At 62.3% G+C, this 20,048-nt stretch carries 29 protein-coding genes; 6 read left to right on the forward strand and 23 right to left on the reverse strand.

Annotation, left to right across the window (positions count from 1 at the left end; genetic code table 11):
* Positions 1 to 8: 8 nt before the first annotated feature.
* Positions 9 to 1,466, reverse strand: coding sequence for an MFS transporter (locus ACUDP5_RS18290; RefSeq protein WP_445656805.1), 1,458 nt, complete (start codon positions 1,464 to 1,466; stop codon positions 9 to 11).
* 212 nt (positions 1,467 to 1,678) lie between these two features.
* Between ACUDP5_RS18290 and ACUDP5_RS18295 the strand changes: the two genes are divergently transcribed.
* The 4 genes from ACUDP5_RS18295 to ACUDP5_RS18310 all read left to right on the forward strand — a co-directional run bounded on the left by ACUDP5_RS18295 (position 1,679) and on the right by ACUDP5_RS18310 (position 3,734).
* On the forward strand, positions 1,679 to 2,086 hold the full coding sequence (locus ACUDP5_RS18295; protein ID WP_445656806.1) for a lysozyme inhibitor LprI family protein: 408 nt from the start codon (positions 1,679 to 1,681) through the stop codon (positions 2,084 to 2,086).
* A 72-nt stretch (positions 2,087 to 2,158) separates the two neighbouring features.
* On the forward strand, positions 2,159 to 2,518 hold the full coding sequence (locus ACUDP5_RS18300) for a hypothetical protein (RefSeq protein ID WP_263910902.1): 360 nt from the start codon (positions 2,159 to 2,161) through the stop codon (positions 2,516 to 2,518).
* 12 nt (positions 2,519 to 2,530) lie between these two features.
* On the forward strand, positions 2,531 to 3,061 hold the full coding sequence (locus ACUDP5_RS18305; protein ID WP_445656807.1) for a hypothetical protein: 531 nt from the start codon (positions 2,531 to 2,533) through the stop codon (positions 3,059 to 3,061).
* Positions 3,062 to 3,143: 82 nt separating this feature from the next.
* Positions 3,144 to 3,734 (forward strand): hypothetical protein, encoded by a 591-nt coding sequence (locus ACUDP5_RS18310; protein ID WP_445656808.1) that lies wholly within the window; start codon positions 3,144 to 3,146, stop codon positions 3,732 to 3,734.
* Positions 3,735 to 3,762: 28 nt separating this feature from the next.
* On the opposite strand, the gene ACUDP5_RS18315 is transcribed toward ACUDP5_RS18310, so the two are convergent.
* From ACUDP5_RS18315 to ACUDP5_RS18330, 4 genes are all read right to left on the reverse strand, one after another.
* Positions 3,763 to 4,041 carry a hypothetical protein gene (locus tag ACUDP5_RS18315; RefSeq protein WP_263910905.1) on the reverse strand — a complete coding sequence of 93 codons (279 nt, stop codon included), beginning with the start codon at positions 4,039 to 4,041 and terminating at the stop codon, positions 3,763 to 3,765.
* A 97-nt stretch (positions 4,042 to 4,138) separates the two neighbouring features.
* Complete coding sequence (locus ACUDP5_RS18320; RefSeq protein WP_263911215.1) at positions 4,139 to 4,762, reverse strand: ferritin-like domain-containing protein; 624 nt, start codon at positions 4,760 to 4,762, stop codon at positions 4,139 to 4,141.
* 235 nt (positions 4,763 to 4,997) lie between these two features.
* Positions 4,998 to 5,363 carry a hypothetical protein gene (locus tag ACUDP5_RS18325; protein WP_263910906.1) on the reverse strand — a complete coding sequence of 122 codons (366 nt, stop codon included), beginning with the start codon at positions 5,361 to 5,363 and terminating at the stop codon, positions 4,998 to 5,000.
* 134 nt (positions 5,364 to 5,497) lie between these two features.
* The gene (locus tag ACUDP5_RS18330; RefSeq protein WP_263910907.1) at positions 5,498 to 5,932 is read right to left on the reverse strand and encodes a DUF6196 family protein; all 435 of its coding nucleotides are present in this window, start codon (positions 5,930 to 5,932) and stop codon (positions 5,498 to 5,500) included.
* 517 nt (positions 5,933 to 6,449) lie between these two features.
* Between ACUDP5_RS18330 and ACUDP5_RS18335 the strand changes: the two genes are divergently transcribed.
* Positions 6,450 to 6,668, forward strand: coding sequence for a hypothetical protein (locus tag ACUDP5_RS18335; RefSeq protein ID WP_445656809.1), 219 nt, complete (start codon positions 6,450 to 6,452; stop codon positions 6,666 to 6,668).
* 74 nt (positions 6,669 to 6,742) lie between these two features.
* On the forward strand, positions 6,743 to 8,011 hold the full coding sequence (locus ACUDP5_RS18340) for a hypothetical protein (protein WP_445656810.1): 1,269 nt from the start codon (positions 6,743 to 6,745) through the stop codon (positions 8,009 to 8,011).
* Positions 8,012 to 8,130: 119 nt separating this feature from the next.
* On the opposite strand, the gene ACUDP5_RS18345 is transcribed toward ACUDP5_RS18340, so the two are convergent.
* The 18 genes from ACUDP5_RS18345 to ACUDP5_RS18430 form a co-directional block, all read right to left on the reverse strand.
* Positions 8,131 to 8,286 carry a hypothetical protein gene (locus ACUDP5_RS18345; protein ID WP_445659189.1) on the reverse strand — a complete coding sequence of 52 codons (156 nt, stop codon included), beginning with the start codon at positions 8,284 to 8,286 and terminating at the stop codon, positions 8,131 to 8,133.
* The gene (locus tag ACUDP5_RS18350) at positions 8,228 to 8,629 is read right to left on the reverse strand and encodes a hypothetical protein (protein ID WP_445656811.1); all 402 of its coding nucleotides are present in this window, start codon (positions 8,627 to 8,629) and stop codon (positions 8,228 to 8,230) included. Before ACUDP5_RS18350 ends, ACUDP5_RS18345 begins: the two co-directional genes overlap by 59 nt.
* Entirely contained in the window at positions 8,626 to 9,129 is a 504-nt protein-coding gene (locus ACUDP5_RS18355) for a lysozyme (RefSeq protein WP_445656812.1), read from the reverse strand. Before ACUDP5_RS18355 ends, ACUDP5_RS18350 begins: the two co-directional genes overlap by 4 nt.
* On the reverse strand, positions 9,113 to 9,331 hold the full coding sequence (locus tag ACUDP5_RS18360) for a DUF7940 domain-containing protein (RefSeq protein WP_445656813.1): 219 nt from the start codon (positions 9,329 to 9,331) through the stop codon (positions 9,113 to 9,115). Before ACUDP5_RS18360 ends, ACUDP5_RS18355 begins: the two co-directional genes overlap by 17 nt.
* Positions 9,328 to 9,630 (reverse strand): hypothetical protein, encoded by a 303-nt coding sequence (locus ACUDP5_RS18365; RefSeq protein WP_445656814.1) that lies wholly within the window; start codon positions 9,628 to 9,630, stop codon positions 9,328 to 9,330. Before ACUDP5_RS18365 ends, ACUDP5_RS18360 begins: the two co-directional genes overlap by 4 nt.
* Before the next feature lie 108 nt (positions 9,631 to 9,738).
* Positions 9,739 to 10,140, reverse strand: coding sequence for a tail fiber assembly protein (locus ACUDP5_RS18370; protein ID WP_445656815.1), 402 nt, complete (start codon positions 10,138 to 10,140; stop codon positions 9,739 to 9,741).
* Between the two features lie 9 nt (positions 10,141 to 10,149).
* Positions 10,150 to 10,947 carry a gp53-like domain-containing protein gene (locus ACUDP5_RS18375; protein ID WP_445656816.1) on the reverse strand — a complete coding sequence of 266 codons (798 nt, stop codon included), beginning with the start codon at positions 10,945 to 10,947 and terminating at the stop codon, positions 10,150 to 10,152.
* On the reverse strand, positions 10,937 to 11,611 hold the full coding sequence (locus tag ACUDP5_RS18380) for a DUF2612 domain-containing protein (RefSeq protein ID WP_445656817.1): 675 nt from the start codon (positions 11,609 to 11,611) through the stop codon (positions 10,937 to 10,939). The genes ACUDP5_RS18375 and ACUDP5_RS18380 overlap by 11 nt, the downstream gene beginning before the upstream one ends.
* Positions 11,608 to 12,816, reverse strand: a complete 1,209-nt coding sequence (locus ACUDP5_RS18385; RefSeq protein ID WP_445656818.1) for a baseplate J/gp47 family protein — start codon at positions 12,814 to 12,816, stop codon at positions 11,608 to 11,610. Before ACUDP5_RS18385 ends, ACUDP5_RS18380 begins: the two co-directional genes overlap by 4 nt.
* A 7-nt stretch (positions 12,817 to 12,823) precedes the next feature.
* Positions 12,824 to 13,174: a hypothetical protein gene (locus ACUDP5_RS18390; RefSeq protein WP_445656819.1), complete on the reverse strand. Its 351-nt coding sequence runs from the start codon at positions 13,172 to 13,174 to the stop codon at positions 12,824 to 12,826.
* On the reverse strand, positions 13,171 to 13,908 hold the full coding sequence (locus ACUDP5_RS18395; protein ID WP_445656820.1) for an oxidoreductase: 738 nt from the start codon (positions 13,906 to 13,908) through the stop codon (positions 13,171 to 13,173). Before ACUDP5_RS18395 ends, ACUDP5_RS18390 begins: the two co-directional genes overlap by 4 nt.
* The gene (locus ACUDP5_RS18400) at positions 13,901 to 14,764 is read right to left on the reverse strand and encodes a baseplate hub protein (protein ID WP_445656821.1); all 864 of its coding nucleotides are present in this window, start codon (positions 14,762 to 14,764) and stop codon (positions 13,901 to 13,903) included. Before ACUDP5_RS18400 ends, ACUDP5_RS18395 begins: the two co-directional genes overlap by 8 nt.
* Positions 14,761 to 15,060, reverse strand: a complete 300-nt coding sequence (locus ACUDP5_RS18405) for a phage baseplate plug family protein (protein WP_445656822.1) — start codon at positions 15,058 to 15,060, stop codon at positions 14,761 to 14,763. The genes ACUDP5_RS18400 and ACUDP5_RS18405 overlap by 4 nt, the downstream gene beginning before the upstream one ends.
* Positions 15,057 to 15,695 (reverse strand): hypothetical protein, encoded by a 639-nt coding sequence (locus ACUDP5_RS18410; protein ID WP_445656823.1) that lies wholly within the window; start codon positions 15,693 to 15,695, stop codon positions 15,057 to 15,059. The genes ACUDP5_RS18405 and ACUDP5_RS18410 overlap by 4 nt, the downstream gene beginning before the upstream one ends.
* Positions 15,695 to 17,515: a phage tail tip lysozyme gene (locus ACUDP5_RS18415; RefSeq protein WP_445656824.1), complete on the reverse strand. Its 1,821-nt coding sequence runs from the start codon at positions 17,513 to 17,515 to the stop codon at positions 15,695 to 15,697. The genes ACUDP5_RS18410 and ACUDP5_RS18415 overlap by 1 nt, the downstream gene beginning before the upstream one ends.
* Positions 17,516 to 17,684: 169 nt before the next feature.
* A complete protein-coding gene (locus tag ACUDP5_RS18420; RefSeq protein WP_445656825.1) occupies positions 17,685 to 18,122 on the reverse strand; it encodes a hypothetical protein in 438 nt (145 codons plus the stop codon).
* A gap of 1 nt (position 18,123) precedes the next feature.
* Entirely contained in the window at positions 18,124 to 18,555 is a 432-nt protein-coding gene (locus tag ACUDP5_RS18425) for a phage tail fiber protein (RefSeq protein ID WP_445656826.1), read from the reverse strand.
* A 12-nt stretch (positions 18,556 to 18,567) separates the two neighbouring features.
* Positions 18,568 to 20,046 (reverse strand): DUF3383 domain-containing protein, encoded by a 1,479-nt coding sequence (locus tag ACUDP5_RS18430; protein ID WP_445656827.1) that lies wholly within the window; start codon positions 20,044 to 20,046, stop codon positions 18,568 to 18,570.
* Between the last annotated feature and the right edge of the window lie 2 nt (positions 20,047 to 20,048).

A 20,048-nucleotide genomic window follows, 5' to 3' on the forward strand; every position in this document is an offset into this window, starting at 1 on the left:
TCCGTCCGTCATCGCGCCGATTTCCCCAAGGCGGGGCCCAGCGCGGGCAGGGTCTCGTCGCCCTTGAATTGCGGGGCCCCGGCCTCGTTGTCGGGATTGATCCCGCTACGGGTGGGGTCCCACTTGATGGCAAAGCAGATGATGCTGGCAATCAGCGGCACCACCGACAGGATCAGGAAGGTCTTCTCCAGCCCGTAGCTTTCGCGGAACAACGGGAACACCAGCAGCCCGACCGCCGCGCCAATGGAACCCAGCGCGCCGATGACGCCATTGGCGCCGGCCCGCAGTTCGCCGCGGAACGACAGCGACGACAGGCTCTTGCCGTTGGCGCCCGGCCCGCCGGAATGGAACAGGATGAAGAGCGAGGGCACCACCACCGCCAGCCACAGCGGCATCTTGCCGTGGAAGGTGCCCAGGATGAGCAGCATCAGGAACACGGCGGCAAAGCCGAAAGCCGACGCGCGCCGCAGGCCCAGCTTGCGGCCGATGTACGGCGACATGAAGCCGCCGAAGATGCCGAACACGTTGAACACCAGCGCGCCCACCGTGGCATAGACGAAGTCCTTGCCGAACAGCGCCGCGCTGATCAGCGGCAGGTACCAGCCCACCGCGAAATACTGGATCGACTGCCCGATCTGCACCGTGGCCGCCAGGATGGTGCGCGGCAGATACACGCCCCGAAAGATCAGCAGCACATTGGCCAGCCCGCGCCGGGCCTGGTTGGCCACCGGCACGCGCTCGGCCAACGGCGCGGCCGAGAACGGCTGCGCGTAGATGCGCGTCATCGCCACGGCGGCCTCGTCGACCCGCTCCTTGCGCGCCAGCCAGATCGGGCTTTCGATCATGAAGCGCAACTGCAGCAGCAGGATGGTCACGGCAAACACCGCGGTAGCCGCCACCGAATAGCGCCAGATCGCGTCGCCCACGTCCCACGAATGGAACAGCAGCGCCAGCAACAGGTTGCTGCAGACCGCCGTGTACCACATGCCCTGCCAGGTGTTCAGCCGGCTCTTGAACTTGACCGGCGTGAATTCCGCCAACACGGCCATCGCGATCGCGAAGTCGATGCCGTAGGCCGCGCCCACGAAGAACCGGCCCGCCAGGATCACTTCGAACGACGGCGCAAACACCACCAGCAATGCGCCGATCAACGCCAGCAGCTTGGCCGCGATCAACGGCCGCATGCGCCCCCAGCGATCCGCCATCCAGCCGCCGATGGGATTGAAGGCAATCGCCACCCACGAGGCGAACGAGGTCATCAGCGCCACCTGCCCGGCGGTCAGGCCAAGGTTGCGCGTCATGGGCCCCAGGCCGGCGCTGAGCGCGGAATTGGCGAAAGCGTCCAGGAACAATCCACCCAGGGCGAGCCACCAGATGAGGCCGGCTCGGCCCACGATACCCGGGCGCGAATCGATATAGGCGATGACATCGTCGATGCCACGCAGCTTGACGGATGTTGATTGCACGACTGTCTCCTCTTTGAATTATTTCTGTAAGAGGTCGACGCAACGTGCACGCGATAAAAGACCACCTTACAGATGGTCTTTTATCTAAATCTGTGCGGTGACTTTATGGACTAACCCGAGGAGTGTCAAGCAGGAGAAACGCTAATCGGCGACTGGCGGTATGCTTGGCCTGCACGTCGATCCGGGCGTGCGTCCATCCTTCTCGAAACACCTTGACCGCACCTCGCGCCGCCATGATCCGACACGCCTTTGCGCTCTCTTTGCTGTTGTCTCCCGCCGTGGCTCTGGCCGCCCCGCCAGACTACATGGACCAATACGACCGCTGCCTGAAAGACGCGGGCGCCGTCAACAACGGCACCGTCGAAGCCTGCTCCAACGCGGTATCGTCCGCCGCCAAGCGCGAGATCAACGCGCAGTACGCCAAGATCCACGCACGCCTGGCGACCGAGTTCCCGGAAGACGCCGTCAAGCTCGAAGAAGCCCAGAAGGCCTGGCTGGTCTACCGCAACGGCCACTGCTCGCTGGCCGGCGCGCACGTCGGGTCGCCGATGTACGGCTACTGCCCGATGCTGCTCAACGCCAACCGCGCCAGCGAACTGCGCGAACTGGCCGGCGACTAGGGCCTGCTTGCCGGAACACCACGACATTGGTACCGTTGCTGCGCCCCCTCTTCCTCACAGGACTGAGCCATCATGACCATCGTCGTCTACGCCGCCAATGCCCGCGCCCTGTGGGACACCATCCAGGCAGACATCGCCGCCATCGGCACCAAAGCCGACGCCAGCGGCAATACCTGGCGCAAGGACGACGGCACCCGCGCGACCAAGATCTACCGCGCCACCCCCACCGGCCAGCACGACGAACGCGCCTACTTCGTCGGCACGGTGCGCACCGGCCAATTGCTGCTGCTGGACCTGCTGCCCGGCAGCGAACCGCTGAACTGGCAATTGTTCGGCACGCTGCATGGCCATATGTCCGGCATGCTGCTGGCCACCTACCCCGACGCCATCCTGTCGCTGAACCTGTTCCCCAACAAGCCGGCGTCTGAATAAGGACACCTCGTTTTGCTGCTGTTTTCCGTTTGCGCACTCGCGGCGCTGTCGCTGGCCGCGTTGCTTTGGCGAATCTGGCGGCGCCCCGCCGACAAGACCCCGGGCGACATTCTGCGTCGCGCAGCCGGCGGCGCCGGCCTGTTCGTTGCCTTGGGGCCGCCTGTCGGGGTCGGGGCCTTTGCGCTGCTGGTGACCGTCTCGGCCCTTGATCTGGAAGCCCTCAAGAACCTGCCGATGATGTTCTTCCTGGTGCCCTATTCCTACATTTTTGGCGGGGTGCCCGCCTTGCTGTGCGGCGTCGTGGCCGGCGCCTTTCTGCCGGTTCGCGTGTCGTGGCGCTCGTATTGCTGGCCCGGCCTGCTGGGCGGGTTGTACGCCATGCTGTTCCAGCTGGGATTCGGATCACGCGACTATTCCTGGTCGGACCTGTCGGCGCTGTCGCTCATGGGAGCCTTGCCAGGCGCGGTCGGCGGCGTGGTGTGCGCCCGCGTGCTGTATGGCAAAGCGCCTGGAAAGGCCGCGGAACCTGCCTCACCCCCCTGACGCGGGCACCCCATCGCACTGATCCCGGCGCCCCCATTCCCGCCGATTGCATCGCACTCGGATCTCTTCTCAGGAAGCCCCCATGAAAACGACCCTGCCCCGCCTGCTGGCTACCCTGGTCACCGGCCTGTACGCCACCGCTGCCTTGGCCGCCTCGGCTTCCGATGGCGCCGTCGCCGCCGCCCAGGCCCAGCTCACCCGCATGACGCCCGCCTCTAAGATCGAGTGCCGCGCCGACGGCTACGGCGGCGCGATCTGCACCGCAGATGGCTTTTCCGTGAACTTCGGCAACTGCGGCGAAGGCGCCGCGTTCGGCTCGATCGCGGCCGATGGCGGCCTGGACCTGAACGACCGCATCGACGGCGAAGGCGACCCGGTGGCCCATGTGCAGGACCGCCAGTTCGTCTGCATCCCCGCCATGGCGCGCAAGGGCGAGACCCAGCGCCATTACGTCATCGTCGTGCCGACCGCCAGCGTGCCGGAATGCCGCGACAACGACCTGTGCAAGGACGCCGACCTGCCGGTGCAATGGAAGTCAGCCAAAAGCGGCCAGGCATGCCACCGAGGCAAGGACGGCGACTATGCCGGCGACTGCGCCTCGGGCTGGGTCGACGTGGGGCAGATCGATCAATATGACACGCTGGCGCGCGTGCGCTCGCAGTCGGGCAAATAAACACCGCCGGCCGCGCCAGCGGGTCGGATCAGTTTCCGGCCGCGCGGCGCAGCCGCTCCATTTCAGCGCGGTTCAGGCGCTTGGCTTCCGCTTCGGCGTAGTCACGCTCGCCGGGCTCATATTTGCCGTTGTACAGGCAGCTGGTGACACGGCATTCGAGTGACACGCGAGACGAAGGCGAACCGGAGGTCACCGAGCCCGAATTGGGGGAAGACCAGGGAGAAGGGGTTGATGAAGAAGAGCATCCGGACATCAATGCGGCGCACAGCAGCAGGAAGCCGCCGCGGCATAGCGTTTGAATCGACATGTACCCTCGCTCGAAAAAACAGGCTTGACCCGTCTTTATAGCAAGCCTGGGTGGCGGATCAAAACGCGATCGGCATCGCGCAAACCCGCCCCCCTTTTCACTGCGGGTGCTTGAGCATGTCATCGCGGCTGTGTTCCGCCCTGGACGCCCCAATCGCGGTTTCCACCTTCTTCACCTCTTCAGGCGGGGGCAGCACCGCAGGAAACCCCAGCGCTTCAATCCATAGCTCCCGTGTCCAGCCCTGGGTGTGATACAGATGGTGGTCTTCGTCCTTTTCCACCGCCTCATACGCCTTTTTCAAGATGGCAGCTTCGGACCCCGAGAGCTTGTCGGCGACCAGGCCGATCAATTCCCAATTCTGGTGGTCCTTGGTTTCGGCCAACACCACGCATTCCCCCGCCACGATCTGGGCTGCGGACGGATCGCCCGCTTTTTTCGCCATCTCGATGGCGGCGACCAGGCTGTCGCCATGGTGCTTGACGATTTTTCTGCTGGGAGCGGGCGTAGCGGGGTCCAGCCCCAGTTCTTCGAAGACGGTCAATAGCACCTGCCTGTGCGTCTTGGTTTCGTCCAGATAGCCCTGCCACTCCTTGCGCAGGTCGTCGTTCACTGCACACGAAAGCGCAGCGGTATAGACGCTGATGCCCCCGATTTCCGTCTCCAGCGCCTGGAACAACAGGTCGTGGATTTGCTTGATATTGCCTTTCTTTGATGCAGCCATGATGGACTTCTCCTCGATGAATCGAAACATGCGCCTGACGACGCCATCAGAGAAGCCCAGCAAGCGCCGATCCCGCCAACCCGCCGGATCGCCCACACACCCCCACACGGGTTATATCTGGTCAGGGTCATCCGGAATCGCATTGACAATCGCGGGCAAAAACGCGTCGCCAAAGATGCGCTGCATTGCCACAGATTCCAGATTCCTCTCGCGCTCGGCATCCTGGAGGCGCGATTCATCGTGCGGTACGGGCGCCACCACGGATTTGCGCGGCCTTTCCGCGCTTCTTTCCGTGGCGACGTGAAAACAGGAACGAGAAGATCCCCGCCACGATCACGGCCGGTAGTATTGCCGAGCAGATTTCCCCGGCAAGCCCGCCTCGGGCGTATGCAAGCTCCAGGTCTTCGCTGGGTTGGAACAGCTCGAAATATCCCAGCAGGCCGACCGGGATCACGACCATGGCAATCAGCAATGTCCAGAATGCGACTCGCGCGCCGTTCATCTGCGGCGCTCGCGCGGCTGAATTGACCGCTTTGCCGATCATCATCAGGGCGGCCAGCGTGAGGAAACTGCACAGGACGAAAACGGATGCGGCGCTCATGCGCTGAATATCTCCAGAAAACAGGTTCGAATGCACCGCCGGGCCCAACCTGGGTCAATCCGCCTAGCCCTTTCGTACCAAGCCCGATCCTGCAACAAGGACATGCCTGCTGCGGCGTATTCATGGACTACAGGCTAGCGACCCTCAACTAACCGCTTGACCTCGGTGAACACCTCTTCCGCGAGCGTCTTCGGTACACCCCAATAGTCGAATATCCCGCCATCCGACAGATTCTGTCCGCACGTGACAAACACGCCTGTACCAAACAGATTCTTGAAGTGTGTTGCCAGCCACCCAACGAAACCGCTGTTGTCCGCCCCGGGAGGAAAATGGAATCGAAACAGCCCGAATTGCTCGTCATGCGTTCCGTCACTAGGTACAAGCTGGCTCCACACGCTGTCATCCCTTACCAGAGCAAGGGCATCTGCGCGGACAGCACTGGGAAATTTGTCCAACGGGAACTCAATGAAGGCATATGTGCCCGGGTATATCCGTAGCCGGGCCTGGGTGATGACTTGACGTAGACGTTGCTCTGTTTGCTCAGGGGTCTCGCGGGAAATATTAACCATGGCCTCTCGTATCTTTGGGTTGATTGCTGGTCAAGGGTGGATGTAGCACAAGCATGACCCGGTTCTACGTAAATCCCCTACGGGCATATCGGTGCCTGGATTGGCCGTCCTCGACCCAAAGAGGGTGCCGATACTGCGTCCAAATGCGCCCATTGCTGAGTGGCATGACAAAATTCGGCGTTTTTGTTCTGGTCCACGGCATCGTCCTGCTGCCATTCCTGCTGTAACCCCTGCTCAGCGGGTTCTGCCCAAAAACAAAAACCCCCAAGGCATTCCTGCCAAGGGGGTTTCCGCGCTGCAACCCGGCCTGAAGGCCAGTTGCAACAGTCTTGCAGACACTGCCTACCCAGGGTGCCACCCGGGCCAAAACAGCATCTAATAGGGGTTTGGTGCGAAGGAGGGGACTCTCGAATCCAGGATTGGCGCGGGTTTCGTCGACTTTTGGGGCCAATTTGGGGCTGGCCCCAGCCCTTCCCGGCACCACGCCGACTCGAACGCGCACTCGTATACTCGAACCATGGAAGACAACGGAATTCTGGAACAGGTCGGCGGAAACTACATCGCCCAGGCCCAGCTATCCCTGCCGCCGGCCGTCACCGCCGAGGATCGGGACTACCTGGTCGAAATCGACGCGGGCGACACCGGCATGGTGCGCGTGATCTTCCGGCGCCAGTTGACCAGGCGCGCCAAACGCAGCCATTGGTTCTGGCTGGCGCGGCGGGCGGAGAAGATGTAAGCCTGATCAATCATCTCGGATTAGATGTTGGGACGATAAGAAAGTACTATCTCGGCTGGGAATAGAGGAAAAAAATGCTCAGTAAAACGAAAAATCCAACGTCTCAACAAACAATCTATCTTGCTGCTATTGTCATCATCGGCATATTTTTGCGGGTCTGGGGCGCCACTTTGTACGTCGAACCAGAATCCGACTTCCAACGCTATTTTGCTGTAGCTTCAGAATTTAGTGCTACCGGCTCGTTTAGCTTTCGAGGCGAGCCGTTCATATTTCAGCCACCAGCCTATCCATTCTTTTTGGGCATCATGTTTGATGTTTTTTCCAGCTCCGTAAAAGTTGGAATCATCTCGAACATGGTTCTTTCCATTGCATCCCTATTGGTGATGCTGAAGACTCTACAGCGTATCGGACCTCCCTCATGGGTATCCGTTGTGTTGCTAGCAGTCTTTGCAACCTACCCCGGCTTCATCGCTTTTGTGCCTATCCTAGGCTCAGAAACCTTATCCGTTTTCTTGGTGTGCTTGGCGCTTCTTCTCGGGACGTACAAGGGCACCCTAGCATCGGTCATGCTCGGGGCTGTGTTGGCCGCTCTCGCCCTGACAAGACCTCAATACTTGCCGGCCGTAGCCATTATTGGACTGGTTGCCTTATGGCGCCGAGAATTCAGTGCCGCGATCATCATGGCCGTCTCGTTTTCGCTCGTCATTGCCCCCTGGATCATCCGCAACCAAATAGCATTCGGAATCCCTGTATTAGTGAGTGCGAATGGTGGCTATGTGGCTTTCGTGAACAACAACAGCAGCAACTCTACCGCGACTTGGATGGGGCTGAGTCAAATAAAGCTAACGGAAGAGCAACGCAACAGATTTGCTGGTGCTGGCGCTCACGATATCTTTGAACCTGGCGACGAAAGCGAAAAGACCTTTCGATGGACGCCTGCGATTGATCAAGTTGCGACCAGTGAGGCCATCCAATGGATGCGGGAGCACCCCACACAGTTCATAAAGCTTGCTCTTAAGCGCGTTTCCAATACCTTAATGAATTCTGGCAATTCGATCATGGTATGGCTGGCCCCCAGCGACTCAACGACTACACGCTTAATCATCAGGATCACAACGCTGATCACGATTGCTGTAGTGGCACTCGCCTTCGTTGCATTTTCATTGACGCTCCGTCGCCTTGGGGAGCCATCTTTAATTTTGGCGCTCTCTATCTTTGGTCTGACTTTAGCCGGGATTGCTATTTTTGAAGGCCAAGGCCGATACTTGATCCCAATGATGCCTGCTATGATGGTTGGGATTTTCTATATGCTTAACCTGAAGCAACGCGTCGTTAAGACTTAGGCCCTAGTCATCTGCGCCGGGCCAGTCGCAAAGCCTGGCTCCTAGCTCATTGTGCGTAATGACCTGCCGCATGTCGGGGATGATCAGCTTGATTTCCGGCGAGAAGCACATGGACCGCGCTAGTTTGGCCAGGCCCCCACAACCGCGCGTTGCCGTGCGGCGCATTCCCCATACTGAACCGCAAGCGCCATGTAGCTTCGGGCGAAGTCGTCCCAGCTATCGCTGGTCACCTCGGCCACCGGCGGGCACGGCTGGGCCAGGTTGGCCGGCAGTATTGGCCAGGCGGCCGGCTTCGTTGATGTGCTGCAGCCGGCCAGCGTCAATACGACAGCCAGCAGGCAAAGGGCTTTGGACTTCGACACGGGTGTACCTCTCGATGACCTTGGGCCCGGCGGTGCGCAGTTCGGCCACGCCGGCCTCGAAGGTGGTGGCGATGCCGGCCAGCCGGCCGGTCTGGGCCTTGAACTCGTTCAGTTCGGTCAGCGCGTGGTCGGCGTTGGCCTTGTCGACGCCGGCTTGGTAGCGGCTGGCGCCGTACAGCACCACGCCCGCGCCCAGCACCAGCACCACCGCGGCGCCGCCGATCCAAGGCAGGGCCATGCGCAGGAACGGGTTCATTTGAGCAACTCCGTCTCGCACATTTCGCGCTCGATCGCGCGCCTTTTGACCAGGCCGGGCAGGATCTGGCCGCCAGCCCAGACCCATTGCGGCTTGCCGTTGTCGGCCTGGTTCATCGCGCGGCAGGCGCCGGCCCAATCCCCGGCACTGAACCGGCGCGCGGTCGTTGATCGGCAGTAGGCGCCGACGCCCACATTGAAGGCGAACGAGGTCGCCGCTGCCAGCTGGTACTGATGGCCGCTCAGCGCCGGCGTGCAGGCTAGGACGCCCTCAGCATGGTCGACCAGGTCGGCCTCCAGCAGCCGGCGGCATTCCTCATGACTGTAGGGGCGGCCCAGCACCGCCGTCTTCGTGTGGCCCGAGCAGGCCGTAACGATGCCGATCGGGTCCTTGTAGCCGCGCAGGATCGTGCCTTCCACCTGTGGCACGAAGTTCAACAGCATAGCCGCCGCGCCCGCGCCCACGGTCCCCTGCAGGGTCCGCTTAGTTCCTGTCTTCATCGTTCAGCCTCGGCTGGGAAATCACGCGCGCGATTGCCGCGCACAAAGAGAAAAGCCCCGCGCCAATCACGATCAGCGGGGGCTTGCCAGTCAGGTACAAATTCATGGCCACCTCGATCGCGGAAAGCATGGCGGCGATCAGGGCTAGGCGCACGCTCCACAATCTAGGAAACTTCCGGCGCCAGTTCTGGATGAGCATCATCTACGCACCCACTCCTTGATGCTGGCGCCCACCAGCGGCACCAGATACATAAAAAGGCCAAGGATCATTGCCCAGGTGCTGGCCTTTGCCACATGCAGCGCGAGCCCGCGCCAAAACTCGCGCCGTTGCTCCTCGCGCTCAATGACCAGCTCGTGGTACCGCCGGTGCCCATCGAAGTCGCCACCAGGGAAGCCAGTCTTGACCGCGGCTGAGATCGCAAGCATTTCTTTCTGCATAGCCTCGAAGCGCGCATTGGTGTCCCTGCTCGCCGATGCCTGCATTTCGTGCAGTGCGGCCAATATCGCCTTCGTGTCTTGGCTGATTCCGGGAGGATCCCCTGTCACCGTTGTCTCCCTATAGACGAAAAAAGGCCCGCAGAAGCGGGCTGTTCTTGTTGTCCTGACTATCTAAGTGGACGGCGGCGCAGGCCACTGGATATTGGCCGGGAATCCCGCCTGCTGCTCGATTCTCATCAACGCTACCCTGTAGAGCTTCCAGGCTTTCAACTGATCATCCTCTTCTTTGGTCGCCAGCCCTAGGTCAGTCGCGTCCTGAAGCGGCGCAATCTTAAAGGCAGCAACCTGCAAGTTGGAATCCCTCTGCGAGCGAGCGGATGCCGCCAGTTGTTCTGTCGTCGGCGCTGGCGGATCGCTCGCAACAGGCTTACCGTCCTTGTCGGGCTGGATCCACTTACCAGCGGCTCCATCAGCAATAATCTGAGCGTGGAAATCGGTAGATATTTCGACCCCGCCGTTGTCCTCAAGCGCATATGAAAAGCGCTGATCCTCGTCGACCCATTTTGCGAACATCTTCTTCTCCTAGTATCCAATCGCAAGCCAACGGCAGTTCACGGCGTTCACCGTAGACGCTAGAGCGGGCGCCGACCCACCAACAGCCGTAAAGCAGTTGAAACTGCAACCGAGCTGTGTCAAGCCATTCAGCGTCACATAGGCCTGGATATTTCCGCCAATGCTCAAGCCTGTACCCAGTACAGCAAGGCAAGTGTTGGGAAAGGCAATCGGAAATGTGACGCTAGTTGTGGTGCTGGCGGCACTCGCTTGAAATCCCCATTGCAAGATGAGGCCACCCGGCAGTTTTTGGTAGCCGTTGCCTGCCAGAGATTGCGCGCCGCCCGCGAACGCATCGGCAAGCTTCTTGGGCGTTATCAAAGCCAGGTCATCAACCAGCGCCTGGGCCTGCGTCGTGGTTGCGATCCCGGCGCCCAGCGATACCCAGTTGGCTCCCCCGCTGTCCGGATTCGACGTGTTGTTGTCGGCCAGGTTCAGCCAGCTTCCATTTCCAGAAGCGGCGGCAAGAACAGCTCCCTTCGGGTAGCCGCCCGCCGCGGTCGCGAATGCGGCATCATAGGGATAGCGTCCACCGGCCTGTGCCCACCGTACGGCCGTGCTCAAGAAATTCAGAATGCCGTTGAAGTCCGCCCCATATGGGGGCACCCCGCCGGCCGCCAGCGGCGTCATCGTCAGCGGCGGGAATCCGTCGGTGAATGACGCCGCGCCAGGCGTGATTCCAATCTGCGACGAAACGGGGATGTTGTTCTTGGTGCCGCTATCCGCAAAGGGAACGGCCGATTTGCTGGGTGCGTTGCTAACCTGCATGGATGAGCCCCGAAGAAGTGAAGAATACGCCGGACCCGAAAGGCTGCATCAGCCCCTCGTTAAATCCGAAAGTGGAAGATCGGTCCACCTGCAGCACGTTGGCCAAGACGGCCGCAGGCTTAGGGATGGCTCCAGACTGGGTGAGGATGGCGATCTCGTATGGTTCAAGTGCGAACTCGAAGACATAGCGAAATTCCATCTTGCCGGTGTCGGACACGTAGCAGCGTCCGCGGCCGGCGAAGAGGTTGGATAGCAGCCGGTTCAGGCTCGGCGAAGTGCAATCCGAGATGTTGGCCAGCGCCTTGACAAAGATCAGCTTGCGGTAGGCGTCGTCGGCCAACCGATAGGTCTGCGTGGCCTGCGCGCCCGTGAAGAACGTCGCTTGGTTGAAGGGCTGCCAGCTGATGGCCTCCTCGTAGCCCAGGTACGTCACGTCGCCGGGGATTGTCAGCATCCGCCCTATCCCAACGATCCTGCCCCAAATGTCCAGCCCGAATCCCTGCGCCGTCTCCACGTTCCAGACGAAGCTGTAGAAGGCGTCGAAATCCGTGTCCGGGTTGATGTAATCGTCCATGTTGTTGGCCAACTGAACGAGCGTCGGGCTGTTCGCGTACTGGCTGATGATGGTCCGCGCCACCAGCCCGGGTTTTGGTTGCACGCTCATACCAAGGTCACCGAGATATCGGCTGCCGACAAGGTCGGGCGCCGGTTGATTGGCACAGTCAGGCTGGGAGCCGACGGCGTGACGTCGCCCAGCAGCAATGAAAGGATCGACACCGAAGCCCCCAGCAACGACACAGGCGCGTAAAAGCGGCTTGCGTAGATGGTCGAACCAATCCGCGCTCGTTGGCCGCCGTCCGTGCCATTGAACGCGGCAATGATGGCCTGCTTTGTGAGTTCCACGATGTTCGACGGCAGCGCCGGATTGTTTGCCAGCTGCACCGCGAATTTCACCGGCAAGGCGGCGGGGGTTTCCCACTTCACCACATAGGACGGGTACGGATAGGAATAGCCGTCCCGGTCCTCGACGGTGTAGGACGTGTTTCCGTTGTAGTCGGCCCCATTGCTCTTCTTGCGCCAGATGGCCATGGCGATATCGGCCGCCTCGCCGCCCACCACTGCCACCCAGATGGAATGCGGCACGAGCGACACGCCGCCGATGGTCTGGGCGATGGAAAGGTTGTTCTCCGTCACGTAGACGTCGATGACTCCGTCCAGGTTTGCGACCGCGGCATAGATGGACTGGAGCGAGCTTCGGGCATTGATCGCCACCGACTGGCGCCGCCGCTCTTCGAACTCGGCGCGCGATTCCACATTGCTGCCCACGGTGCCCGCGTCCGCATTCAAGACCGAGTCCCACCCAGGGATGGCCTGATAGATCTGGTTCAGCGTGCCGGCCGCGCAGCTGATCGGGCCGTTGACCGAGCAGGAAAACGGCAGATCGATGCTGCCCGAGGATGGTATGGTGCCGGCCTGCGTGCACAGGTAGATATTGCCGTCGACCGCCTGCGCCCGGGCGCCCACCGGGATCGTGACGCCGGTCAGACCCATGCAGGTTGCGACCACGGTGGTGGCCGTGCCGGGCTTGCGGTCAAGAAAGTAGATGCGGCCGATGGCGTCCTGCATCCGGCCGGCGGCGAAGGCCGGGTCCACCTGGTTCACGTACGAGGCGAACTCGCTGTTCTTGTCCCCGATGATTGCCGTGGTGGTGCTGGCCAGTTGTCCCTGGGGTGTCTCCAGGTTTTTGTTCAAACCGCCACCGAAGGCGCTATCCATGTCCGCCAGCACACCGGCCAGGATCTCGGATTCTTGAGGCAATACGAGGCCTTCCGGCGTGAACTGCACGCGCGGTACTTGGGAGGTAGCCATGGGGTCCCTAGAAAGTGATGGTCGACGTCGTGCCGTTGGTCAGCGTGACTTCGACGTAGCCGCTCAGGCGACGGTTCTCGAATGCGGTAATGGTCGGCACAGCGTCAGCCACGTCCGGCACGGTCAAGGCCGCGGTGCGCAGCCATTCACGCACCAGTGCCAGCGGCGGCAGCTGGCCCAGCACCTCGGTCCAGTACGGAACGCCCTTGGCGGTGTCATAGAACAGCTCGCCGCGGAACAGCTTGATGGCGCTGGCCACGTCCTGCGCCACCGCATAGGGGTTCGACGCCATCGCGATGTTGCTGGCCGCGTCCAGGACCAGATCCCAGGCCGTCCGGTCGAGTAAGAGAGTGTTCATGGGTTAGGTGTCCCGGTGTTCGATGGCCCCGTCTGCACGCCCGGATGCGTGTGCGTCGAACCGACGTCCTTGCCGTTGTTGCGCAGCGTGCCCAGCGTGTTCATGTTGCCCTGCCAGGTCGAGGTGCCGCCATATGAGCCGGCACCCTGTTGCACCGTGCCATTCAGCACAATCTGCGGCGAATTCAGGGCGCACTGCTCGCTGGCGTTCACCTCGACGCTGGGCGCGACCACTGTCACCTTGGAAGGTGACACCACGTTGATACCGCCCTCAGTGAATTGCACATACTGCACCGGCGCGCCGTTGAGCAGGCCGCCGAAGTAGAGGCCGTCGGCCATATCGTGCGTCCGCCAGGACCCGGGGTTCGCCTGCTGCTTGCTTGCCTTGATCGCCGACAAGTCCCGGCTCGCGAACGCCGCCATGCCGATGTCCCCGACCTTGGGGTCGAGGATTACGGCATCGGTGCCGCCCTGCAACCGGAAATACGGCAGCTGGAACAGCTGGCCATGCGGCACCGCATTCCCGTTTCCGTCCAGCTGGTTCACCAGCGGCTGCACGTCGACAAAGCCGACCGGCGACACGCCGCCGTTGTTCGTGACCGAGACCACGCGTACCAGAGTGCATGTGTTCAGCCGGTTCAGCATCTGCGTCACCAGGAAGCTGATGGCGCCGAAATCCTGGGAGCCGGCGGCGGCCGGCGCCTGCCCGCGGTATCCGAATTGAGGATCAGCCATTTACCGGCCTCTGGCACAAGATTCTTGACACCCAGGCACCGCCCGGGACCTCTGCTTCCAGCTGGTGCACCAGGCTTACAACCGTCCATTCGCCATGGGCCGCTTCGATAACTGAAATCACCTGCACTCGGTTGCCTAGGCCCAACTGCGGCGTGTAGAGGACGGAGAACTCGACGCCACCGCCCGTAAAGGTCGGGTAACCCACCAAGTTGTCGCCGGCCTGGATCAGCACAGGCTCATCGGCACGTGCACCGGCCTGCGGCCAAATTGCGAGAATCCCCCGATCAATCGTGTAGTTGAAACGCGCCGCCCGGGCGCAGGCTTTAAGCTGGTCCCACGCAGTTCCAGGGAAGTACGGGTTCGACAGCGTCACATCCACACCGTTGTTCTGGAAGGCGAGGTTCATTTCCTTGGCCAGGTCCTGCGCAACGACTGCCGCCTGTATTGCTCCCCTGTAGCTGCGGGCATTCGTAGGCTTCACCGCCTCGAATGCCGCCGCAAGCGCCACGACGTTAAAGACCACCTCGGGAGCCTGGTTGTAGTCGGCCCAGGCCTGGGAGATCGTGCCCTCATAGACCACGGTCAGCACATCGCCGCCCACGTCTCCGGCTGCGACCAGAATGCGGTTGTTCCGCCGCTCGGTCAGGATGGGCCCGATCACAGTCAGCTTGTTGATCATGTCCTGAGACAGGCCGAAGATGCGCAACTGCAGCTGGGCCTGCGCGTCCCCGTTGTAGGCTACGACGGCCGCCTGAACGCGGTAGCCGGACAGCGTGACAGCGGGCCCGGCGTTGTCACCGAACTGCCCCTCGGCCAGGTTGATCGTGACATCGATCCGGCGTTTGACAAAGCTCATAGGTCTGTGCCTTCTCGGTACATCAACTGGAACCGCCCCCCAAAGCCGGTGTAGACGGGATCGTCGCGCCCTTGGGTATCAACGAAAGTCAGGTCGCCCACGAAGCCGCTGTAGATCTCCCGGATCAGCCAGACGCGGTCATGGCACAGCACCGCCATGGCGACCGGCTGGTGATTCACCTGCAGGTCGAGGTAAACCCCCGTGGACTTCTGGTAGACGCTGAGCTGGCAATTCTGGTTGCCCAGCACCACGTTGCAGGCCTGCGCCGGCACGGCGCGCAGCGGAATCTGCCTCATTGGATACTCCCATCTAGCGGCGCTGCGTCAATCGCGGTGGGTTCAGACACCGGGAAGGTTTGAACTTGCCCGTTGTTCTGCTCGCCAGCGCCATCCGGTTCAGCTGTATCGTTGAAGGCGGCCTGGGCAGTCTGCCGCACTTCCTCGACATACAAGTCGACAATCAGCTGGCTGGGCCCGGACCGCGTGTTCCGCTCGTAGGAATAGGCCACAACGTTGGCCGACGGATAGACAATTTCCGGCGTCACCACCGAGAAGAGGTCGACGCTCCCTTTCAACGCCTCCAGGGTGTTCAGCAGCACGCCACGCGACGCCGTGTCACCGCTGAGCGCAAACCGCAGCATGGCGTCGAACGGCGTGTCCACCTTGTTGAACGACGAAAACGAGCCTTGCTCCACCGAAAAACTCGATATCCGCGATCCATTGCGAAAGCGGATGCCTAGGAACGTATCGAACAGAAGCACCAGCTGGCCGTCCTGGTCATAAAGCCCCCAGCGCGGAATGCCGAAGATCAGCGCGGCGATGGCGCCGAGGCCCAGATTGGCCAGTTCACCCAGCGATGGAATCGTCAGCCCGCGCAGCACCGCCGGCACACCCGGCACCTGCGGCACATTCGGGAAAGGAATTAGCGGCATCAGAATGTCCCTGTATTCGCCTGGCTAACCAAACTCTGGCTCCCACCCAGCGCGCCCAGATCGCGGGCAATGCCCTGACCGTCGGTCGCCTGCGTGTGAATCGTCACCGGCCCGTTGATGTTGACCTCGTGGTTGTTCTCGGTGTTCAGCGGCAACGGCTTCGCACCGGCCTGCGCCATGACCGGTGCAGCCTGGGCAGCCGCGGCGGTCGACGACCCAGCCGCCGCTTCCATGCTGGCGATATGCGCAGCGCCGTACAGCGCACCAGCCGCCGCGGCGCGCTTCTCGGCTTCGCCGTCCTTGTCCTTCGGGCGCTCGTAATAGCGCGACACAGCATCCCCGGCCTGCTGCGGCGTCTTGGCCGCCTGCAGCTTCTCCATGGCCGTGCGCTCAGTGTTGCGTAGCTCCCAGTCCACGAACTCCAACTGCTTGGCCAGCGGCGCGTCCTTCAGGTCGATGCCGAACGCCTTCTTGAAATCGGCCTGCCGCACGGGATGCCACTGCCCGATGCCAACCGCTTGCCCGTTATCGCCCACCGCCTTCGGGTTCAGGTTGCTTTCGGCCATCAGGTTCGCCACGATCCCGGACGCCTGTTCACGCGAGTACCCCTTCCCCTCGAAGAACTTGATGGCGTCCATGGCGCCCTTGTTGCCGCTCTGGTAGGCCGGATTGTTCAACGCATTCACCTGCACGTCCTCGCCCTGGTTCAGCGACTTGCTGTAGGTGGCCAGCGCCACGCCGCCGGCGACGGTGGCGATTGTGCCCAGGGCGGCGACGCCAGCAGCACCAGACGCCCCACCGATCAGCCCAAGCGAGGCTCCAATGGAGGCCAATGCAGTCGCCAATGACGCCATGGGCGCCACGATCGACAGGATCTTCAGCGCCGCCAGGCCGATCAGCACATTCTTCCAGCCGCCCACAGCCTGGGCCGCTTGGTCTGCCTTCTCGACCAGCTTGCCCACGCCGTCAATCACGCGGTCGATCCACTGCACGATCTGCTGGCGGTTTTGCAGGAAGTAGTCCCCCACCTTCTGGGCCGCCTTCAGCAACTTTTCGAAGGTTGGGATCAATGCGATCAACACCTTCGTGCCGACCGATTCGAAGGTGTCGCGCAGGTCCAGGTAGATGTTGCGCAGCCGCTGGGCGTCCTGGGCGTCCTTTGCCGAGATGGCCGAGCGCTTTTCCTGCGCTAGCACCAGCTGCTGGATTGCAGCGGGCCCCTGCTTGATAAGGTCGAACTGGTCGTCCGAAATGCCCATCATCTGGGCGGCCAGCGCGGCGCGGGCCCGGTCGGTCTTGTAGATCTCCGACACGATGCGCGAGCGCGCCAGCAGGTAGCTGTTGCCGTCCTTCAGGTCCTCGACCTTGCCGCCGAACTGGAAGAACGCCGGCAGCGTCTCGGCCGACATACCGCGGCGGAACTTCGCCACCTCGCTGGCCGACTGGCGTAGCTGGGCGGTGATGCCTTCCGCCGAGCCGCCCGCACGCTCCGCGGCTCGCTGCCAGGCTTGCAGGCGCTCAGTGCTCATGTCCAGGTTCTTGGACATCTGCCCCAGGCCGGCCGCGCCGCTGATGGTGTTCGCGGTGAAGTTTTTCAGGCCCACGCCGGCAGTGAACACCGCCAGCAGCGCCAAGGCCTCGTTGCGCATGCGGCTGAAGAACATGGCGGCCTGCTTGCCATTGGCCTCCATCGTCCGCGCAGCCCGGCCAGACTCATCCGTCGTATGTTTCAGCGAACGGTCGACCTCGGCCACGCCCTGCTTGAATCCTTTGGCGTTCAGCTTCAGCTCGACGAAGAGCGCATCCAGAACGGTGGCCATTGCTACTTCCTCACTTCGGATAGCACACGCCTGTTGTGCGCGTCTACCGCGATCACCTCAAGCAGGTTGTAGAGATCCTCGGCCCCGTACACGGTCTGCAGGTCGTGCAACATGTGCGGGTGCCGGGAGATAACCGCGGCGACGTTGGGCGGCACGTTGGCGTAGCTGATCAGCCGGTGGTTGCCGCCGTGCCAGGGCTGGACGCCGAAATCGATTGGCCGGCGGCTTGCGAAAAATCCAGGTGCAGCGCCACAATCTCGCGGCGCAGCAGCAACCGCGTGGCCACTTCCTCGATGTCTTCGTCATCCAGCCGCCGAGTGCCGGCCCGGCCCATATCCAGCTGCACGCATTCCATCATCTTGTCGAAAAGCGGCTTAGCCTGTTCGAACTTCAGGCTGTTCAACGCTTTCAGGCCGACGGATGCCAAGCCGGCCAGGCCGGCCTTGGCGATGTTGTCTGGGATCTGGACCCCAGCATTCATGAGCGCGAACAACGCGCGGCCCGCCCATTCTTCGGCCTCGGCAGCCGAAAGCTCGGTGATCAGGAACGCCTTGCCCTTGTCGCGCCCGGCCGCGGTGATGGTGATGGTCTTTTGCTTCCGGGCCATATCACACCACCGACGGGCTGACGTCTTGCCAGGTGATCTGGAACGTCATGGGCTGAAGGATCGCTCGGGCCGTGGGCACCGGTGGCGCCTGGGTCAGCACGCCGCGCTGCAATGTGTATTTGCGCTCGAGCGAGGGAATCGCGAGGGTTCCATTGGCGAAGAACACCTCGCGCGACGTTTTCATCGCGGCTATCCACACCTCGAAAATCACCTTCGACGGCGAATCGGCCTGGATCGTGATGGTCTGAATTACCGGCTGCGGCGTATAGCCGGCGGACATCCGGCCATCCACGCCCATCACTGCCTGGGCAAGCTGCACCGCGTCGAACGCGAAGGCGTCGTCCGTCGCATAGCCCTCGATCTTGCGCGGCACCGCGAAAACGGTGCCCACGCCCAGCATGAGGACGGAATTGGCACTGGTCAAAGTCGTCATGATGTGTTGCCCTTACAGGACGGCCAGCGAGGCCAGGGTGATCTGTTGTACGGAGCCGCCGTCCATATACCAGAACGTCATCGGCGGCGTGCCGCGCGCCTCGCGCACCTGCGGAGTGGCGTCCTTGATCTGCAAGTACCAGCCGCGGGTCTGGAGCGTTTCAGCGATATCCACGCCGGCTTGGTTGTTCACCTGGGCCTTCTGCTGCGCGGACAGCGTCACACCGGCGCGAATGGATCCGAAGTTCACGCCCGCGTTGATCGGGTCCAGGCAGGCCGCGTCGATCAGCGTGTAACCGTCCAGGTTGTAGGGGATCGAGTTCACCTGCGTGAGCAGCGTCATCAGCGCCTGCTGGAACGCAGCGTTCTGCCAGATCTGGTTCACATAGGTGTCGATCCACTTCCAGTTGCCGCTGATCTGCCCCGGGTAGAAGAAGCGGAAGCGGTCATTGCTGGTCGCATAGTCGCCGTAGAAGTTGTAACCATTGTCGATCAGCGTCTGCGCGGTCGTGGCGTCGGTCACCGAAAATGCCAGGCCCGACTGGCTCTTGAACGCCAGCGTGATCCGGCCGTTGGTGCGCGCAAAGTCGATCGAGGCCACCGCGCCCAGGACGAATGCAGCATGCTGGATGTCCTTGAAGACCGGCACCGAGCCGGAATACTCGTTCGCCGCCACGCGCGCGGCCCAGCTCGTGGTGCTGCCCTGCTGCGTGGCTGCGACGTCGGTGTCCCAGCCCACGTAGACATAGCGGTTGCCTTGGCTGTTCGTCCAGGCCGAGAAGGCGACCTTGCCGTCCGTATCGGGCTCGAACGTCGTCATGAACGACGCCCAGTTCTGGGTGAGGTCCGTGATCGCGCCCATGTTGACCGCCGGCACGCCGGCCGCCGCGCCCTGCGACAGCACCGCTCCAGTGGCCTGCGTCAGCTTCAAGCCGGCCGCAATCGTGCCGCTGCCGTAGCTGATGGTGCTGGCCGCGCCATCGGTGGCCGAGGTGATAACGAAGGCCGCGCGCTGCGCATCGTAGGTGCACGAGGCGCCGAACGACGTGAACGCGGCCTGGATGATCGAGGCAGCATTCGAGAAGCTGGTGGCGGCCGACAGGGTGATGGTGCTGGACGTCTTGGCCGTGCCGTCAACCGTCACGGTCAGCACGCCGGTCAGGGCCTGCAGCTGCGCCAGCGTGGTCGAGGCCATTGAGCCGCCGCGCACGTATGCAGCGACCGCCTCGCCCGGGTACTGGGCGAAAAGCAGGTTGCCAGGCTTGCGGGTCGAGTTGTCGAAGCCGTTGAAGTAGATGCCGGCCAGGGTGGCCTCGGTCGACGTCGGACCGAAAAAACGCTGCACGTCGCGCGCGGTGGCGAAGCTTTGGACGGTGCCGACTGGCACGGCCGTATCGTGGGTCAGGATCAGGCCGTTCAGGTCGAGCGCCGATCCGCCGGCGCCGATCACGCCAGGGACGACCTGGACGATTTCACTGGCGGGAATGGACATAG

The organism is Achromobacter sp. NCFB-sbj8-Ac1-l (assembly GCF_052695805.1).

Excerpts from the sequence above, each read along its gene's own strand:
- ACUDP5_RS18350 (WP_445656811.1), bottom strand. The coding sequence starts at position 8,629 with ATGAACCCGTTCCTGCGCATGGCCCTGCCTTGGATCGGCGGCGCCGCG.
- ACUDP5_RS18380 (WP_445656817.1), bottom strand. The coding sequence starts at position 11,611 with ATGAGCGTGCAACCAAAACCCGGGCTGGTGGCGCGGACCATCATCAGC.
- ACUDP5_RS18425 (WP_445656826.1), bottom strand. The coding sequence starts at position 18,555 with ATGACGACTTTGACCAGTGCCAATTCCGTCCTCATGCTGGGCGTGGGC.
- ACUDP5_RS18370 (WP_445656815.1), bottom strand. The coding sequence starts at position 10,140 with ATGTTCGCAAAATGGGTCGACGAGGATCAGCGCTTTTCATATGCGCTT.
- ACUDP5_RS18390 (WP_445656819.1), bottom strand. The coding sequence starts at position 13,174 with ATGAACACTCTCTTACTCGACCGGACGGCCTGGGATCTGGTCCTGGAC.
- ACUDP5_RS18355 (WP_445656812.1), bottom strand. The coding sequence starts at position 9,129 with ATGAAGACAGGAACTAAGCGGACCCTGCAGGGGACCGTGGGCGCGGGC.
- ACUDP5_RS18400 (WP_445656821.1), bottom strand. The coding sequence starts at position 14,764 with ATGAGCTTTGTCAAACGCCGGATCGATGTCACGATCAACCTGGCCGAG.
- ACUDP5_RS18320 (WP_263911215.1), bottom strand. The coding sequence starts at position 4,762 with ATGGCTGCATCAAAGAAAGGCAATATCAAGCAAATCCACGACCTGTTG.
- ACUDP5_RS18395 (WP_445656820.1), bottom strand. The coding sequence starts at position 13,908 with ATGGCTGATCCTCAATTCGGATACCGCGGGCAGGCGCCGGCCGCCGCC.
- ACUDP5_RS18300 (WP_263910902.1), top strand. The coding sequence starts at position 2,159 with ATGACCATCGTCGTCTACGCCGCCAATGCCCGCGCCCTGTGGGACACC.
- ACUDP5_RS18340 (WP_445656810.1), top strand. The coding sequence starts at position 6,743 with ATGCTCAGTAAAACGAAAAATCCAACGTCTCAACAAACAATCTATCTT.
- ACUDP5_RS18375 (WP_445656816.1), bottom strand. The coding sequence starts at position 10,947 with ATGCAGGTTAGCAACGCACCCAGCAAATCGGCCGTTCCCTTTGCGGAT.
- ACUDP5_RS18420 (WP_445656825.1), bottom strand. The coding sequence starts at position 18,122 with ATGGCCCGGAAGCAAAAGACCATCACCATCACCGCGGCCGGGCGCGAC.
- ACUDP5_RS18410 (WP_445656823.1), bottom strand. The coding sequence starts at position 15,695 with ATGCCGCTAATTCCTTTCCCGAATGTGCCGCAGGTGCCGGGTGTGCCG.
- ACUDP5_RS18330 (WP_263910907.1), bottom strand. The coding sequence starts at position 5,932 with ATGGTTAATATTTCCCGCGAGACCCCTGAGCAAACAGAGCAACGTCTA.
- ACUDP5_RS18335 (WP_445656809.1), top strand. The coding sequence starts at position 6,450 with ATGGAAGACAACGGAATTCTGGAACAGGTCGGCGGAAACTACATCGCC.
- ACUDP5_RS18405 (WP_445656822.1), bottom strand. The coding sequence starts at position 15,060 with ATGAGGCAGATTCCGCTGCGCGCCGTGCCGGCGCAGGCCTGCAACGTG.
- ACUDP5_RS18310 (WP_445656808.1), top strand. The coding sequence starts at position 3,144 with ATGAAAACGACCCTGCCCCGCCTGCTGGCTACCCTGGTCACCGGCCTG.
- ACUDP5_RS18415 (WP_445656824.1), bottom strand. The coding sequence starts at position 17,515 with ATGGCCACCGTTCTGGATGCGCTCTTCGTCGAGCTGAAGCTGAACGCC.
- ACUDP5_RS18360 (WP_445656813.1), bottom strand. The coding sequence starts at position 9,331 with ATGATGCTCATCCAGAACTGGCGCCGGAAGTTTCCTAGATTGTGGAGC.
- ACUDP5_RS18430 (WP_445656827.1), bottom strand. The coding sequence starts at position 20,046 with ATGTCCATTCCCGCCAGTGAAATCGTCCAGGTCGTCCCTGGCGTGATC.
- ACUDP5_RS18315 (WP_263910905.1), bottom strand. The coding sequence starts at position 4,041 with ATGTCGATTCAAACGCTATGCCGCGGCGGCTTCCTGCTGCTGTGCGCC.
- ACUDP5_RS18325 (WP_263910906.1), bottom strand. The coding sequence starts at position 5,363 with ATGAGCGCCGCATCCGTTTTCGTCCTGTGCAGTTTCCTCACGCTGGCC.
- ACUDP5_RS18385 (WP_445656818.1), bottom strand. The coding sequence starts at position 12,816 with ATGGCTACCTCCCAAGTACCGCGCGTGCAGTTCACGCCGGAAGGCCTC.